Annotated in this window: 15 protein-coding genes; 7 read left to right on the plus strand and 8 right to left on the minus strand. The window is 46.7% G+C overall.

The features are described from left to right. The first annotated feature begins 56 nt into the window (after window positions 1–56). From pdhA to R8269_RS04290, 3 genes are read left to right on the plus strand one after another with little or no spacing between them, the layout of a single operon-like run. On the plus strand, window positions 57–1,151 hold the full coding sequence (gene pdhA / locus R8269_RS04280) for a pyruvate dehydrogenase (acetyl-transferring) E1 component subunit alpha (RefSeq protein WP_025998586.1): 1,095 nt from the start codon (window positions 57–59) through the stop codon (window positions 1,149–1,151). After that, window positions 1,144–2,127, plus strand: a complete 984-nt coding sequence (locus R8269_RS04285) for an alpha-ketoacid dehydrogenase subunit beta (protein WP_005375834.1) — start codon at window positions 1,144–1,146, stop codon at window positions 2,125–2,127. The genes pdhA and R8269_RS04285 overlap by 8 nt, the downstream gene beginning before the upstream one ends. Next, on the plus strand, window positions 2,124–3,272 hold the full coding sequence (locus R8269_RS04290) for a dihydrolipoamide acetyltransferase family protein (protein ID WP_005375831.1): 1,149 nt from the start codon (window positions 2,124–2,126) through the stop codon (window positions 3,270–3,272). Before R8269_RS04285 ends, R8269_RS04290 begins: the two co-directional genes overlap by 4 nt. Window positions 3,273–3,339: 67 nt before the next feature. Here the strand turns inward: R8269_RS04290 and R8269_RS04295 are convergent, their stop codons facing one another. Then, complete coding sequence (locus R8269_RS04295; RefSeq protein WP_005375829.1) at window positions 3,340–4,305, minus strand: electron transfer flavoprotein subunit alpha/FixB family protein; 966 nt, start codon at window positions 4,303–4,305, stop codon at window positions 3,340–3,342. Window positions 4,306–4,443: 138 nt separating this feature from the next. Here R8269_RS04295 and R8269_RS04300 point away from each other — a divergent pair, with 138 nt between their 5' ends. Continuing rightward, the gene (locus R8269_RS04300) at window positions 4,444–6,105 is read left to right on the plus strand and encodes an electron transfer flavoprotein-ubiquinone oxidoreductase (protein WP_238972441.1); all 1,662 of its coding nucleotides are present in this window, start codon (window positions 4,444–4,446) and stop codon (window positions 6,103–6,105) included. A gap of 59 nt (window positions 6,106–6,164) precedes the next feature. Here R8269_RS04300 and R8269_RS04305 read toward each other — a convergent pair whose 3' ends face one another. Further along, window positions 6,165–7,049, minus strand: a complete 885-nt coding sequence (locus R8269_RS04305) for a LysR family transcriptional regulator (RefSeq protein ID WP_238972442.1) — start codon at window positions 7,047–7,049, stop codon at window positions 6,165–6,167. Between the two features lie 117 nt (window positions 7,050–7,166). Here R8269_RS04305 and R8269_RS04310 point away from each other — a divergent pair, with 117 nt between their 5' ends. Further along, entirely contained in the window at window positions 7,167–7,838 is a 672-nt protein-coding gene (locus R8269_RS04310) for a type 1 glutamine amidotransferase domain-containing protein (RefSeq protein ID WP_005388562.1), read from the plus strand. An 84-nt stretch (window positions 7,839–7,922) separates the two neighbouring features. On the opposite strand, the gene R8269_RS04315 is transcribed toward R8269_RS04310, so the two are convergent. Next, entirely contained in the window at window positions 7,923–8,570 is a 648-nt protein-coding gene (locus R8269_RS04315) for a glutathione S-transferase family protein (protein WP_238972443.1), read from the minus strand. Window positions 8,571–8,688: 118 nt separating this feature from the next. Between R8269_RS04315 and R8269_RS04320 the strand changes: the two genes are divergently transcribed. Beyond that, window positions 8,689–9,519 carry a LysR family transcriptional regulator gene (locus R8269_RS04320; protein WP_238972444.1) on the plus strand — a complete coding sequence of 277 codons (831 nt, stop codon included), beginning with the start codon at window positions 8,689–8,691 and terminating at the stop codon, window positions 9,517–9,519. Window positions 9,520–9,528: 9 nt separating this feature from the next. Here R8269_RS04320 and R8269_RS04325 read toward each other — a convergent pair whose 3' ends face one another. From R8269_RS04325 to artP, 5 genes are all read right to left on the minus strand, one after another. Next, window positions 9,529–10,101, minus strand: coding sequence for a protocatechuate 3,4-dioxygenase (locus R8269_RS04325; protein WP_042521065.1), 573 nt, complete (start codon window positions 10,099–10,101; stop codon window positions 9,529–9,531). Between the two features lie 138 nt (window positions 10,102–10,239). Continuing rightward, window positions 10,240–10,908: an arginine ABC transporter permease ArtM gene (artM, locus tag R8269_RS04330; RefSeq protein WP_005388569.1), complete on the minus strand. Its 669-nt coding sequence runs from the start codon at window positions 10,906–10,908 to the stop codon at window positions 10,240–10,242. Beyond that, window positions 10,905–11,594, minus strand: coding sequence for an arginine ABC transporter permease ArtQ (artQ, locus tag R8269_RS04335; protein ID WP_042521067.1), 690 nt, complete (start codon window positions 11,592–11,594; stop codon window positions 10,905–10,907). Before artQ ends, artM begins: the two co-directional genes overlap by 4 nt. A 1-nt stretch (window position 11,595) precedes the next feature. Next, window positions 11,596–12,327, minus strand: a complete 732-nt coding sequence (locus tag R8269_RS04340; RefSeq protein ID WP_005443853.1) for an arginine ABC transporter substrate-binding protein — start codon at window positions 12,325–12,327, stop codon at window positions 11,596–11,598. Window positions 12,328–12,415: 88 nt separating this feature from the next. Beyond that, window positions 12,416–13,144 carry an arginine ABC transporter ATP-binding protein ArtP gene (gene artP / locus R8269_RS04345; protein ID WP_017634245.1) on the minus strand — a complete coding sequence of 243 codons (729 nt, stop codon included), beginning with the start codon at window positions 13,142–13,144 and terminating at the stop codon, window positions 12,416–12,418. A gap of 425 nt (window positions 13,145–13,569) precedes the next feature. Here artP and R8269_RS04350 point away from each other — a divergent pair, with 425 nt between their 5' ends. Continuing rightward, window positions 13,570–15,804, plus strand: a complete 2,235-nt coding sequence (locus R8269_RS04350) for a hypothetical protein (RefSeq protein WP_318222462.1) — start codon at window positions 13,570–13,572, stop codon at window positions 15,802–15,804. Window positions 15,805–15,868 lie beyond the last annotated feature (64 nt).

Here is a 15,868-nt window from a genome sequence, read left to right on the forward strand (position 1 = left end):
GGTTTTGTATGAACAGCTGCAGTCCAAAAGACCCGCAGCGTCAAAAGGAGCTTGAGATGAACGTTCAGGCATTACCCATGCATCGGTTTATCGACCATCGTGGGGACCTCGTCGGCCAACTACCCAACTGGGCTGACACTGAAACATTGGTCGGGTTTTACCGAGACATGGTATTAACTCGCACTTACGACAACAAAGCAGTTGCCTTGCAACGCACCGGTAAGCTAGGGACCTATCCCTCACACTTAGGCGCGGAAGCCATAGGCATTGCGGTCGGCAGAGCACTTAAAGCCGATGATGTGTTTGTCCCTTACTACCGCGATATGCCTGCGATGTGGTGTCGTGGCATTGGCATGGAAAAGAACCTTCAATACTGGGGTGGCGATGAGCGCGGGAGTGATTTTGCTCCTGAAGGAAGTCCGGTTCCTAGCCGAGACCTTCCCTACTGTGTACCCATAGCGACGCAATGTACGCATGCTGTCGGGGTGGCTTCCGCGCTAAAAATTCAAGGTAACCATGAAGCTGCGCTAGTCATGTGCGGCGATGGTGGTACATCCAAAGGGGACTTTCTTGAGTCAATAAACTGCGCAGGTACTTGGAATATTCCACTTGTTTTCGTCGTAAACAATAACCAGTGGGCAATTTCAGTGCCGCGTAGTCTCCAATGTGCCGCCGATTTCTTATCAGAAAAAGCGCAAGGTGCAGGTATACCGGGTATTACTGTCGATGGTAACGATGTCGTCGCCGTTTATGATGCAACTAAAACCGCCCTTGAGAGAGCAAGAAAAGGGAAAGGCGCAACACTCATCGAAGCGGTGAGTTACCGACTGAGTGACCACACTACGGCCGATGATGCGACTCGTTATCGTAAAGAAGATGATGTTCAAACCGCATGGCAATACGAACCTATCGCACGTCTTAAAACGTACCTCCTTAATCAAGGCGCTTGGAGCGACGAACAAGAACAGCAATGGCTAGATTACTGTAAAGAGCAAGTAGAGTTAGCTGTTGAACGCTATCTGAGCTTACCGCCACAAGCACCAGAAACCGGTTTCGATTATTTGTATGAATCGCTACCTCAAGAGCTTCATGCACAAAGAGATGAACTCATCAACAAGGCAATGAGAATGCAGGGAGGCAGACATGGCTGAGCTAACGTTGGTTGAAGCAGTAAACCTTGCCCTGCACCACGAAATGCAACAAGACCCCAATGTTGTCGTATTAGGTGAAGACGTGGGCGATAATGGTGGTGTATTTCGTGCCACTGTTGGACTCAAGCAAGAGTTTGGTCTTAAACGAGTCATCGATACGCCACTCGCTGAAGCCTTAATCGGCGGGGTTGCGGTCGGTATGGCAACGCAAGGATTACGACCTGTCGCCGAATTTCAGTTTCAAGGTTTCGTTTTTCCTGCGATGGAGCACTTAATGTGCCACGCGGCTCGAATGCGTAACAGAACTCGCGGTCGGCTCACTTGTCCCGCGGTTTTCCGTGCGCCATTTGGCGGCGGTATCCACGCTCCGGAACACCACTCAGAAAGCGTGGAAGCGCTATTTGCTCACACTGCTGGATTTAAAGTGGTGATTCCTTCTTCACCACAACGCGCATACGGCTTACTTCTCGCCGCAATTAGAAGCAATGATCCCATCATGTTCTTCGAACCGAAGCGCATATATCGCACCGTTAAATCTGAAGTAGTCGATAACGGCGAAGCACTACCACTCGACACCTGCTTCACCTTACGTAAGGGGCGAGATATCACGCTCGTTACTTGGGGCGCATGCGTCGTAGAGTCACTTCAGGCCGCACAAACCTTGTCTAGTCAGGGAATTGAAGTCGAGGTGATTGATTTGGCGAGTATTAAGCCAATTGATACCGCGACGATTTTCAGCTCACTAGAAAAAACTGGACGTTTACTCGTTGTTCATGAAGCGAGTAAAACTTGTGGTGTGGGATCTGAGCTATTAGCTCGAACCGCTGAACACGCCATGTGCTTACTTAAAGCCCCACCTAAACGAGTAACTGGAATGGACACCATTATGCCTTATTACCGTAACGAAGATTATTTCATGGTTCAGGAAGAAGACATTGTGACCGCGGCGCGCGAACTCGTGGAGGATTGGAAATGAAGACGTTTAATTTACCCGATCTCGGTGAAGGTCTCGCTGAGTCAGAAATTGTGAAATGGCACGTTAATGTCGGAGACATGGTTAAATTAGATCAAGTGATCTTAACCGTAGAGACAGCAAAAGCGACGGTAGACGTCCCTGCCCCTTATTCGGGCCGTGTGGTCAGCCGTCATGGTGAGGAAGGTGAAATCGTCAATATTGGTGCATTACTGCTAGAGATTGATGAAACAGGTGCCGGGAGAGAAGTAACGGCAGAGAAAAAAGCCACTGCTGACGCCGCAACCGTCGTCGGCAGCGTTTCTCACCAAGCGCATCATGTAAACGTTGATGATTTCTGGATTGGTGGCAACCACAACACGACAGAAAGTAACCTCGTTACCGCCCTGCCTTCGGCTCGCTTGTTGGCACAAAAACTTGGGGTAGATCTTAACCTCGTGTCAGGTAGTGGCCCGAACGGACTTATCGTAGATGCCGATATTTACGACGAAGCCGGAAAACAGCGTCCAGGCACCGAAGTTTTGAAAGGTGCTCGACGTACCATGGTATCGTCTATGACCGAATCGCACGAACATGTTGCCGCCGTAACCATTACGGAAGAAGCGTTGTTGGAAGATTGGCTGCCAAACGAAGATATCAGTATCCGCCTTGTTCAAGCGATTGTTCATGCGTGTCAAGAAGAGCCTGCTTTAAACGCTTGGTTTGATGCCGAAACCATGACACGCTGTGTACACACAACGGTCAATGTAGGAATTGCAGTAGATAGCCGTCATGGATTGTACGTACCAGTCTTGCGCCACGCAGATGAATACGAGCCACAAGATGTTCGTCGTTGGCTCGATCAAACCGTTGAAGGGATCAGAGAGAGAAAAATCGGTCGTGAGCAATTGCAGCACGCGACGATTACGCTTTCCAACTTCGGCGCGATTGCCGGTATTTACGCAACACCTGTCGTCACACCGCCACAAGTCGCTATTGTCGGCGCGGGCCGAATACTCGACCGAGTAGTGATAAGAAACGGTCAAGCAATTTCGGTGAAAGCAATGCCGCTATCCGTAACGTTTGATCATCGCGCTTGTACTGGTGGTGAAGCTGCAAGGTTTACGAAAGTACTTGCAGAGCACCTGCAACGTCCGAGCGAAAAGTAACTTATAAAAATCAAATGATAAAGGCTTCCAATTTGGAAGCCTTTTGTTTTAGGGAACAAGACTATATCTACAGCTTCTCTAACAGCTCAGGCATTACCACAAACAAATCGCCGACCAATCCATAATCTGCAATGTCAAAAATAGGCGCATCAGGATCGCTATTAATTGCAACAATCACCTTGGAATCTTTCATTCCCGCCAAATGCTGGATCGCGCCAGAAATTCCGACGGCAATGTATAACTCCGGTGCAACAATTTTGCCGGTTTGCCCAACTTGATGGTCATTAGACACATAGCCCGCATCGACCGCCGCTCGTGACGCCCCTACCGCTCCACCTAGCTTGTCAGCCAATTGTTCTACTAAAACAAACTTCTCTTTACTCCCGAATGCACGACCACCCGACACTACTACTCTAGCCGCTGGCAATTCTGGTCGCTCACTTTCTGGCGTTTGTTGCGAAACAAACTCACTAAGTTTATTGATAATCACCGTGTCGACTTGAGTAAGCTTAGGGACAACTGGCGTGTCAGATAACTCTGCGGCATCAAAAGCCGTACTTCTTATGGTCATCACTTTATAGGGATCATTCGACGTGACTCTCGCCAATGCATTTCCAGCATAAATTGGACGAATCACCGTATCGATAGACTCGATTGTCATCACGTCAGAAAGTTGACCAACATTAAGCAACGCCGCCACACGAGGCATCACATTCTTACCAAATGTACTGGCAGGAGAAAGAATGTGTGAGTAGTTTTTGGCTACTTGTGAGATCAAAGGTGCGATATTTTCCGCTAATCCATGTTCATATCCCTTCGCATCAACCCAGATAATTTCTGCAACACCTTGAACACAATTCAACTCATCCAAAACTGATTGGCACTGATAACCAATAAGCAACACAGAAACAGGAAGCGATTTATCATCATCCTTAATCTCAAATGCCGCTTTAATTGCACACAGCGTCCCTACAGCCAACGATTGGTTGTCATGCTCTGCGAGCACAAGTGTTGCTAATGGTCGGTCTTCCATGGTCATGCCTCATATAACACGTCAGATCCATTACTTGAGCTTAGTCCACTTCACGTTAACGTCAACTGAGCTATAGTTTTCTGTATGGAAACCAAAAACCTGTCACGCAGATGACGATAATAGAAAGGAAGCATAGAGATGGAACGAGAATGCATGGAGTTTGATGTCGTGATCGTGGGGGCCGGACCTGCAGGCTTAAGCGCCGCTTGTCGGCTAGCTCAACTCAGCCAAGACAGTGAAGGTGACGCACTTTCAATTTGCGTTGTAGAAAAAGGCTCAGAAGTGGGCGCACATATTTTATCTGGCGCTGTTTTTGAAACTAGTGCCTTAGATGAGCTTTTCCCCAATTGGAAAGAAATGGAGGCCCCGCTAGCAGCCTCGGTTCAACGAGATAATTTCCTTTATCTTACTACTGAACAAAACCATATTCGCGTTCCCCACTTCCTTACACCGCGTCCAATGATAAATGGCGAGAATAATTACGTAATTAGCCTTGCCAACCTTTGCCGTTGGCTCGCTAACCAAGCAGAAAATCTTGGGGTGGAAGTTTTTCCGGGCTTTGCCGCTGCAAGCATCAATTATGATCAGACTGGCGCCGTGACAGGCATTAACACGAGCGATATGGGACTAGATAAGAACGGCCAGGCCAAACCTAACTTTGAACCAGGTATCGAGCTAAGGGCAAAATACACCCTTTTTGCTGAAGGTTGTCGCGGACATCTGGGTAAAGAACTTATTCAAAGGTTCGACCTAGACGCAGGAAAGCAACCACAGCACTACGCGCTTGGCCTAAAAGAGATATGGGAGTTACCCACTGACAGCAAGGATGTATCTGGCAGTGTTATCCACGCCGCTGGCTGGCCCTTGAGTGAAACAAATACCACAGGCGGCGGTTTTCTCTATCACATGGAGAACAACCAAATCGCCGTCGGGCTTATTGTCGACTTGAATTACAGCAATCCTTACTTGAGTCCGTTTGACGAATTTCAACGCTTTAAGCACCATCCGGCTATTGAACCACATTTGAAAGGTGCTCAACGCATCGCTTACGGCGCAAGAGCCATTGCGAAAGGTGGACTTTCCTCTCTGCCGAGACAGCAATTCCCTGGCGGTTTATTGATTGGTTGTGATGCGGGGACTTTGAACGTCGCAAAAATTAAAGGCAGCCACACAGCAATGAAGTCCGGAATCATTGCAGCAGAAGCGGTACATACGGCCCGACAAACTGGAGCTTCTGAGCCAGACTACCAGTCGTTGTTTGAATCATCATGGTTGTATGACGAACTCGCCGAAACGCGTAACTTTGGCGCGAACATTCATAAGTTTGGCAGCATACTTGGCGGTGCTCTTTCGACTTTTGAACACAACCTGTGGCAACCACTGGTTAAGAAGCCGTTACCTTGGTCTATCAAGGACTATTCGCACGATCATGAGCAGTTAAAGCCTAAACAAGAGTGCCACCCAATTGCATACCCAAAACCAGATGGTGAAATCAGTTTTGATAAGCCTTCGTCGGTATTTTTGTCGGGAACACAGCACGAAGAGAATCAACCTTGTCACCTGGTTCTGACTTACCCTCACATTCCAATTGATGTGAATTTAGGTATGTATGACGAACCAAGTCAGCGCTATTGCCCCGCTGGGGTTTACGAAGTGGTGGAAGTGAACAATAAGTTGAAGTTTCAGATAAATGCCGCCAACTGTGTGCATTGCAAAACCTGTGACATCAAAGATCCTTCACAAAACATCACATGGAAAGCACCAGAAGGCGGCGGTGGACCGAGCTATCAAAACATGTAGATACGTTAGTATGTTGACGATCTAACAAATGGATAAACAAACCGATTGGCAGAGCCTCATTACTCCTGCCAATCGGCAAAATGATCAAGCAAGAAGTCGATAGCCAATCGCGCTCGTAGTGGCAGAAAGTGACGATTCTGATAAACAATCCAGCTGCTGTTACCACTTCCCCAATAGGGCTCTAGGATTGGCACCAAACGACCAGACGAAATAGCACCGTTGAAACTGCTCTTCGGTAAGTACGCCACACCTAATCCTTCTGCACAGGCTTGCAAGACCGTGTGTGCGTTATTGCTCTTCCATCTGCCCTGCACTTTTACGCCATCTAAAGGCTTGCCGTCTTTTTCAAACAACCAAACGTCCTTATTGGCAATAATGCAGCTATGACGCTTGAGTTGCTCTGGGTGCGTTGGTAAACCATGTTCATCGAGATAACGCTGACTGGCTGCCGCTGCCATGGGACGATCCACCAGCTTTCTCGCAACCAAGCCTGAATCACTCAACCTGCCGTAACGAATGGCAAAATCGAAACCATCTTCAATAAAGTTGACCATGCTGGTGTTGAAGTTAATTTCAACCGTGAGATTAGGATGTTGCTTGGCAAACGCCATCAAGGCAGGCGCTACATGGTTCTCAGAAAACGCACCAGCGGCACTCACGCGTAACGTACCACTCAACTGAGTTTGCTGCGTGGTGAGCTGTTCATTGGCTTGCTGAAGCCCAATCACCAATTCTTTACACTGCTGATAATACGCTTGCCCCGCTTCCGTTAGACTCACCATTCTTGTCGAACGGGCTAACAAAGCGACACCTAATCGCTCTTCTAATCTTGTGACTTGGCGACTGACATGACTGGTACTGCAACCTAACTGTTTTGCCGCTGCAGAAAACCCTAAGCTCTCAGCAACCGTAACAAACTCATTGATGCCTTCAAAACTGTCCATACTTACCTTTGCTATATAGCAATAATGTTTTGCCAATTAATCGTATTATCACTTATTTGTTTAGCAATTAGTATGAAGGTGTTCAACAAATACACGTAAGCCAAAAAGGAAACCATCATGAAGAAAGTACTCATCATTGTGACGAACCATGCGACTCTTGGTGAAACTGACCAAGCAAACGGAACTTACGCGCCAGAGCTCACTCATGCCCTTAGCGAGCTACTAGGTGCAGGCTTCGATTACGACATTGCCTCTATCAAAGGTGGACAAGCACCACTGTACGGAACCGACATCGAAGGCGACGCAGTCAACGAGAAAATTTTGGCGGATGATGATTTCCAGAACCGCATCAACAACACGATTCCAGTATCACAAATCAACGGTGACAACTATGATGCGATCTTCTATCCGGGTGGCTTTGGTCTTCTTTCAGACCTAGCGAGCAACGAAGATTTTGCCAAGATTTCCGCAAAACACTATGAAGATGGCGGTATTGTGGCAGCAGTTTGTCATGGTCCGGGCGCTCTTCTTCCTATCACGCTTAGCAATGGCGAGAAGCTACTTGCGTCTAAATCAGTGACAGGTTTCACTCGCGAAGAAGAGATCGACTTCGGCACCATCAACGATATCCCATTCCTATTGGAAGAATCTCTTGCACGCAGCGCAGCGCGCTACTCTAAAGTGCAACCTTGGCAAGAGTTTGTAATTGTGGATGATCGTGTCATCACAGGTCAAAACCCAACGAGCGCACACGGCGTAGGCAGAGCGATTGTTGAACACCTAGCTTAAACGCGCCGGAAACGACAACCATCCTAGAAGAGGAAAGCGTGCTTTGTCATGCTTTCCCTTGCTACAGGCGATCGCAAGATGCGCTTATACTTCTTCCCCTGCCTCGTCCTCTTCTACGATATCTGTTTCTTGGCTCGCCTCTTCCAGCCATTGCTGTAAAGATTCACTTGCTAGCACCTTCTGTTGGTATGCTTTGGCACCTTCCGATAGCTCGATGCCGTAAGTTTGGAAACGCAATGCCACAGGTGCATACATAGCATCTGCAATCGACCATTCTCCAAATAACCAGCCGTTGGGATACAGCTTGGCTTGCTCTACCCAAATGGCGTCAATACGAGCAATATCTTTAAGCGCACCCTTCGTTAAGTCGACTTTTCTGTGTGCGCGGATGTTCATTGGGAGTTCGTTTCTTAAATCAAAGAAACCCGAATGCATTTCTGATGCAATGGCGCGTGCTTTAGCTCGTTCTGCGGAGTTGCTTGGCCAAGCTTTACCTTGTAAATATTGCTCGTTAACGTATTCCAAAATCGCTAATGAATCCCACACGGTTGCGTCACCATCCACCAAGGTAGGTACTTTCGCGGTTGGTGTAATACCTTCCAAGGTCTTATAAAAATCTTCTGTGAATAATTTGAGCTTGGTGACTTTCACATCCAGTTTGAATTGAGAAAAGATCAACCATGCGCGCAGTGACCAGCTTGAGTAGTTTTGATTAGCAATAAACAGTTTCATGACGCCTCCATGCGGTTCGTGTTTTGATTACCCATTCACAATATCTGATTGTATTTAAGGGGACTAACGGATAGTTTTGATGGAACACTTCAACAAAAACGATGGATGAGTTTTAGATATGGATATCGATGCGTTACGCAGCTTTCTGGCTTTTGTCGAAACGGGAAGTTTCACTCGTGCAGCCAAGCAGATCAATCGCACCCAATCCGCGTTCAGTGCGCAAATGCGTAAGCTAGAAGACGAACTCAGCGTCAGTTTGTTTGAAAAAGAAGGTCGCAATCTTGTCTTAAGTGAAGCGGGATTAGCACTACGCTCTCACGCAGAGCAATTGGTTAGCTTGCACAATCAAGCACTGAAACAGGTGAAACGTTATGAAAATAAGCGTCCTCTTCGCTTAGGTTGCCCAGAAGATTACAACGACAATATCTTGCCTAAAGTCATCCGCGTATTACAGCGATCTGAGCCCACATGTTCGATTCAGGTCTTTAGTGAGCCGAGCATCACCTTGAGAGAAAAACTTGATGAAGGAAAGCTAGACGCCGCTATTGTGACAAGAGCACCGGATAGTGAAGAAGGTTATTGGCTAGCGAGCGACAAAGGCGTGTGGATTGCTCATCCTGATTTTGACATTGAGAACGCCCAACCTCTCCCTCTCGCCCTATTCCAAACCGACTGTAAATACCATGCGGCAGCAGTAGACGGATTAACCAAACGTGGCACTCCTTATCAACTACTGGCATGTTGCAATACGGCTTCTGCACAACGAGCAATTGTACGTTCAGGCATGGCTATCGGTGCGATGGGCAGTATTAGCGTTAGCGAGGATCTTAAGATCTTAGACGATATGCCATCGCTACCTTCCGTGGATATCGTTTTGGTCACGGGCGTCGAGCCTCATCCGATACTGGATAAAGAATGCTTGGCGCAATTGGTTGAGTTAATGGCTTAACCGGATTAGCTAGCCAATCACAAAGTTAAATTGGCCAGTTAATCGCCCGTCGGTTCGTATGGTTTCAAACTGTAGATAATCTCGGGCTTTGCCACCCCACCATTCATCACCAGTATTGCCTTTTAAGTACAACTGAGTGGTCAGAAGCTCTTGGTTATCCCGCCACAACTTAACGTGAATGTGCGGTGGACGAGAGGCATAAGGCACGGGGTACAAAGTCTGGAATAAGTAGCGACCATCCGATTGAGTTTCTACCGCGCCAAAACCTGCAAAGTGAGCATCAAACTTATCATTATTTGGCTGCTTAGGATGATCGTAAATCCCCTGCCCATCGCATTGCCAGATTTCTACTTTGATACCCGAGACAGGGTTTCCCGATGTATCTACGACTTTACCTTGCAACACGATAGCTTCACCGACCAAACCTTCTGTTTGCAGAATCAAGTTTTGACGAAGAGGAATGTTCACTACTGGATAAAATGGCCCTTCAGTTTGTGCTGGCGTTGGCCGCATTGGTGTTTTCGCTTTTAAAGAGGGGACGAACAACAATGTCCACAGCGCTAAAAAGTGTCTTCTTTCCATGGTGCCACCAATGCAATTACGTTGAATTAAGTTTGGTGGAACTTGAGGGATTTGCCATAACGAATATAAAAAATGCCCCTGCAAGAGAGTCATTTGCAGAGGCACTGTGAAACTAAGTGATGAGTGTTGATTGAAGGTTTATGCGGCTTCGAACGCCAATGCTTTCTTCTCTACCTGACGGAAAATGAGAGTCAGCACACCATTTACCGTTAAATAAAATGCGCCTGCAATACCAAATACCGTCAACGTGTCGTAGGTTTGTGCGTTAATGCGTTGCGCGTAGCCCATCAGATCCATGATCGTAATCGTGCTTGCTAGTGACGTACCTTTGAAGACCAAAATCACTTCGTTCGAGTAAGCCGGAACCGCACGACGAATAGCGTATGGCAGCAGCACTTTTAGTGTTGCGGTTTTGTTCATACCTAATGCACGACACGCTTGCCATTGACCAGAAGGAATCGCGTTAAACGCTCCTTTGAACAACTGAGTGCTGTATGCAGCGGTATTGAGTGCTAGCGCTAACATCGCACAGAACCAAGGTTGGCTTAACCATGTCCAGAATACACTTTCTCTTACGGCATCAAACTGACCCGGACCGTAGTACACCAAGAAGATCTGTACCAGCAAAGGCGTACCTGTGAACAAGGTGATGATGCCACGACTTACCCAATGCAAACCCGGAGTACGTAGGATCAGAGTCAGCGTCATCATCAGAGCTAAAAGACAGCCCACAACCAAGGAAGCGGCGGTCAATTGGAGGCTAGTGCCTAAGCCATCCAGCATTTGCCAAACGTGTTGTTCGTTCATGCGGTCGCCTCCTGTCCCATGCTCATGCCTTGAATTGAGAACTTCTTATCAATCAGTTTGACGGCACGTTGTGTAATCAAAGTAATGCCTAGGTAAATCACCGCAGCGGTTGCGTACCATGTAAACGCTTCATGCGTCGCTGCAGATGTTAGCTGCGCTTGTTTCAACAAATCCGTTACGCCAATCAGTGATACAAGCGCGGTGTCTTTCAGCAGAACCAACCATTGGTTAGTTAAACCTGGTAGTGCGTGTCTTACTGCTTGTGGTAAAACAATGCGAACGAAAGCGTGTGCTTGACTGATGCCGAGTGCACTTGCTGCTTCTCTCTGCCCTCTTCCAACGGCTTTTAATGCACCACGTAGAGTTTGAGAAGCGTAGGAAGCGAAGATCAATGACAACGCCACCACGCCAGACAAGAACGGGCTAACTTCAATAAAATCGCCGGTGATTAAAAACAGAACCTGCGTCGAACCAAAATAGATGAACAACACGACAAGGATTTCTGGCAAGCCACGTACAATCGTCACAAACGCCGTCATTGGCCATTTAACGAAAACGCGGCGAGACATTTCACCACTGGCGAATACCACTGCCAGAATCAAACCGACTAAAAGGCTTGTAAAGGCTAGCTGGACAGTCATCCAACTAGCTTGAACAAGCGATAAAGAGTAACCCGTTAGTGCCATATTACTTACCGAAGTACTTGTTGTAGATTACGTCGTATTCGCCGTTCGCTTTCACTGTTTTCAGTGCCGTGTTCAGCTTGTTCACTAGCTCGTCGTTACCTTTGTTTACTGCGATACCGAAACCGTTACCGAAGTATTTAGGGTTAGTAACGTGCTCACCTACGTACGCTAGGTTGTCTTCTTTCTTGAACCATTCCGCTACGACTGCTGTGTCACCGAATACAGAATCAATACGGCCATTCTTCATATCGATGAATGCGTCCTGGTAGCTTGAGTAAGGAACCGCTGTTACGCCTGGCATTTGCTCAATCAGGTAGCTTTGGTGTGTTGAACCGTTTTGAACACCAACACGCTTACCTTCTAGTGCTTTTTGATCGGCCACTTTTTCTTTGATAGAAACAAACGCTGCTGAGTTGTCGTAGTAAGGGTCAGAAAAGTTCACTTGCTCCAAACGCGCGTCAGTAATATCCATTGCAGAGATAGCCGCATCGTAACGCTTGAATTTTAATGCAGGGATCAGGCTGTCAAAAGATTGGTTGTGGAAGGTGCATTTTGCTTCCATTTCTTTACATAGTGCGTTCGCCAGATCCACATCAAAACCTTGGATTTGGTTGTTTTCATCCATGTATTCGAATGGGGCGTACGTCGCTTCCATCGCAAATTTGATCTCTTCTTGTGCTGCTGCGTTCGCTGAGACAAGTCCGATTAGTGAAGCTAGTAGAATCTTTTTCATTGCAATACTCCGTGTGTACTTAGTGGGCTGACACTCGCAATGACAGCCGAGCTTATCTGTTAAATAGACTGAACTTTAAAAACGTGATTTAGTGATTTAAGTAGTCAGCAAACTGGGCGGTTTGCGGGTTAGAAAACGAATCATTTGTGCCGTGCTCAACGATGTGTCCTTTTTCTAAATACAGTACGTGGCTAGCGATTTTCTTGGCGAAATCCACTTCGTGCGTCACAACTACTTGTGTAATTCCGGTTTCGCTTAAATCTTTAATAATCTTAACGACTTGGTTAGTAATTTCCGGATCAAGCGCAGCGGTCGGTTCATCAAAAAGCAAGACTTCCGGTTTCATCATCAACGCACGAGCAATCGCCACACGTTGTTGCTGACCACCAGAAAGTTGCATCGGCCATGCATCCGCTTTGTCTGCCAAATGCAGCGTCGCAAGAATTTGCATTGCCTGCTTCTTCGCTTCTTCTTTATCCATGCCAGCGACTTTTACCGGAGCCTCAATCAGGTTCTCCATCACTGTCATATGCGGCCATAGGTTGTACTGTTGGAACACCATGCCCACTTTACGACGAAGCGCTAAACCTTGCTTCTCTTTGATTTCAGTTGAAAAGTCGAATGCGTCATTAGCGATGTTTAACTGGCCGTTATCCGCTCCTTCAAGAAGGTTAAGAACACGTAGTAGAGAGCTCTTCCCTGCACCACTCGGACCGAGTAACACCAGTGTTTCGCCGCTTTCACACTTAAAGCTGACATCGTGAAGCACTTGTGTCTCACCATAGGATTTATTGATTCCGCTTACCTGAATAGTCATGCTGACATACCGCATTAATTGTCACTTGGCATTTATATTACTCAAAAGGATTTTTTATGCAATAAAAATGTATAAAAATTAATTTTGTTAAATTTTTGTATGATAAGCAATCAATACAACAGAGAATATGACTGGTTTAATCAGTTGGTTTTAACTGAAATTGTTGATGAAAATCCAACAATATGATGGCAATCGAAATAAGGTTAAAATTCTGGTTACTTTTGTGCTTGTGTAGACGGAATTTTGAGTCTTTGAACGTACTACACCCGACGCAGACCTTCTCATTTTTGCCGGGCTTCCCCCCTCGATTTCCGGTAAAGCCTTCTATCGACGGGTTCCTGATTAGGACTTTGTGAATGGACTATAATTTCTCTTTGTATTCTGGCCCTTAATTCGAGTCATCTAAGTATGAGTGAGATAACCCCATGTTGAAGTCGCATTGTTTTTCTCTCATTGCACTTGCTTCTCTGAGCTTACTTTCTATACCCAGCGTTTGGAGTAGAACATCAATCGTGTTACCTGGATTGCATGAACAGGGTATTGATCTTCAAGATAAGCCTATCTCTGCTGTTGCTACACGTGAATGGGAACTGGATCATGCTGATATCGTATTCGGCGCTTACGAAAGTAAAAGTCATAATGAGCGTGTACAAGCACTTGGTTACATGCACAACCAAAAGCTGGAACTTAACTCAGGTTGGCTGGAAAACGATATACGTAACCAAACAGAACTGAATGGAATTGACTACGAAGATTTCTTTCTCCACTTTTCTGAAGACACTATCCTAGCTGAAGTCGACTCAAGCCATGGTGAAAATACATTACTCAATCGAAAACCGATGATCGTTGGCTATACCGCCAGCGCTGACCACGCCGGCTTTTGGCTATATCAAACACCGCCATGGGATGCTGACGTATTTGGTCAGGCGAATAATGATGGTGCGCTCTATGTTTATCACTCAGAGAAGTTCGACCGCTTAACCTTTACGTTTTCTCAGTTTGCTCAAGGCGGCAGCTTCACGATTGAATACCCTTCTGCTATCGACTCGTTTAGTCGGGTAACTGAATGGAAAATCTTCGCGATTAAAAAAGACAAAACTGAGAACATGACTAAAAACCAAACAGTAAGCTGGTCTGTTCCTTTGGATTGGGTTCGCGCTACAACGCATGATGGTAGCGGAAAAACTTATGGTGGCGGTCAGTACTTTGGCTCCACCTTTTTACGCGACGGCGGCCGCCTTTACGTTGCGAAAATTACTTGGCATGACGACAACATAGAAAACCGCCCACGTCTCGAAAACATTCAACTCAAAGATAGCTTCCCTGCCGTCAATATCTCAGGAGCACCAACGGAGACACCGGAAGGCCAAACCATTCAACGCTGGCGTAAAATTCGTGGCTTCGACAAATCTGCAGATCGAAACCAAGACAATTATCTTTCTTGGAATGAATACAAAAACCGTTCGAATAAGAATGCAACGGCCCGATTTCGTTGGGAGTCACGGGTTATTCCATTTGGTCGTATGTGGAATCAAACCTCTTCTTGGGCATTGACCAATCTCGGTAATCCCGTTTTTACCAATACAATGCGCCACTATTACCAAGCTGAATGGGCGAAACAAGGTTTAAATGGTGCGTACAACGACGATACGAATAAGTTACTCGGTGCAAATCAGTTCTACATATATTCCGGAGGCACAGTGGATGAACTTGGTTTGGTGGCGGGTAGCCAAGCTGCTGACGATGCTTACAAAGCGCAATTCTCGGCGTTCTTGAATAAACTGGCAACGCTGGATGAAGATGCGTTAATTGGCCTCAACATAGGTACGGCAAACTTATTCGGTCGTAATGGGCAAAACCACTTGGTTAACGCTGGCTCCTTGTACTTGCGCGAGCACTACCTTTTCCCTGCTACCGGCTTTAGTGGCTATGCTGGCTTGGCTAAATTTTGGGATAACTCTGCACTCGCCAAAGCGGGTCAGAAAGTGATTTATCAAGCGACCACGCGTTATGGTCGAGTTCAATACTTTGGCAACACTGAGGATAACTGGAAACAGGACCAATACTCTGCACTAGCGGTGTTCTACTTAAACTATCACCCTGAGCGCAGTTACTTTAATCAGTGGAACAATGGCTACTTATATGGAAGTAATAACACAACAGGTGACAACTTCTGGAAAGCAGGCGTACCAAAGAATATTGCTTATCAACCTAGCACCTTGCTTGCCGTTGATTTGGGAGAGCCTGCCAATCAAACACCAGAGGGATATCAGGCGACTCCGGTAATGATGTCCACCAGCACGCCCTATCCTGCCGATTACACAGTCATTGGAGATGCTTCTATGAGCAAAGTGGCTCATCCTGACTTGCCCAATGGCTCTATCGATTTGTTACCAACCCATACGTACTTTGCGTATCACTCAGACGATACGGTAGTGATGCATGGCCCTACAGAGATGGTGTTAGCCCGAGAATTCACCAAAGGCAGAGTTCTGTATCGAACTGATTTCTTTGGCAAGAATATCGATTATTTCACCTCACCGAAGATGACAATCGCGCTTCCAGAGCCTATGCGACCTGTAGATCAAGACGGTAACATCGGCGACTATGTTTCTCATATTGAGATTGGCGGCTACGAAGGAGTGTTCTTGCTACATTAACTCCCTTTCAACCCCTCTCACCAAACGCTTCATAAATCGCCGTTTTTATGCTCAACGTCACTGA

The sequence above is a fragment of the Vibrio sp. Vb0667 genome (assembly GCF_033391095.1).

What these genes read in the sequence shown, in the direction of transcription:
- pdhA (WP_025998586.1), top strand. Translation starts at nt 57, where the DNA reads ATGAACGTTCAGGCATTACCCATGCATCGGTTTATCGACCATCGTGGG.
- R8269_RS04285 (WP_005375834.1), top strand. Translation starts at nt 1,144, where the DNA reads ATGGCTGAGCTAACGTTGGTTGAAGCAGTAAACCTTGCCCTGCACCAC.
- R8269_RS04290 (WP_005375831.1), top strand. Translation starts at nt 2,124, where the DNA reads ATGAAGACGTTTAATTTACCCGATCTCGGTGAAGGTCTCGCTGAGTCA.
- R8269_RS04295 (WP_005375829.1), bottom strand. Translation starts at nt 4,305, where the DNA reads ATGGAAGACCGACCATTAGCAACACTTGTGCTCGCAGAGCATGACAAC.
- R8269_RS04300 (WP_238972441.1), top strand. Translation starts at nt 4,444, where the DNA reads ATGGAACGAGAATGCATGGAGTTTGATGTCGTGATCGTGGGGGCCGGA.
- R8269_RS04305 (WP_238972442.1), bottom strand. Translation starts at nt 7,049, where the DNA reads ATGGACAGTTTTGAAGGCATCAATGAGTTTGTTACGGTTGCTGAGAGC.
- R8269_RS04310 (WP_005388562.1), top strand. Translation starts at nt 7,167, where the DNA reads ATGAAGAAAGTACTCATCATTGTGACGAACCATGCGACTCTTGGTGAA.
- R8269_RS04315 (WP_238972443.1), bottom strand. Translation starts at nt 8,570, where the DNA reads ATGAAACTGTTTATTGCTAATCAAAACTACTCAAGCTGGTCACTGCGC.
- R8269_RS04320 (WP_238972444.1), top strand. Translation starts at nt 8,689, where the DNA reads ATGGATATCGATGCGTTACGCAGCTTTCTGGCTTTTGTCGAAACGGGA.
- R8269_RS04325 (WP_042521065.1), bottom strand. Translation starts at nt 10,101, where the DNA reads ATGGAAAGAAGACACTTTTTAGCGCTGTGGACATTGTTGTTCGTCCCC.
- artM (WP_005388569.1), bottom strand. Translation starts at nt 10,908, where the DNA reads ATGAACGAACAACACGTTTGGCAAATGCTGGATGGCTTAGGCACTAGC.
- artQ (WP_042521067.1), bottom strand. Translation starts at nt 11,594, where the DNA reads ATGGCACTAACGGGTTACTCTTTATCGCTTGTTCAAGCTAGTTGGATG.
- R8269_RS04340 (WP_005443853.1), bottom strand. Translation starts at nt 12,327, where the DNA reads ATGAAAAAGATTCTACTAGCTTCACTAATCGGACTTGTCTCAGCGAAC.
- artP (WP_017634245.1), bottom strand. Translation starts at nt 13,144, where the DNA reads ATGACTATTCAGGTAAGCGGAATCAATAAATCCTATGGTGAGACACAA.
- R8269_RS04350 (WP_318222462.1), top strand. Translation starts at nt 13,570, where the DNA reads ATGTTGAAGTCGCATTGTTTTTCTCTCATTGCACTTGCTTCTCTGAGC.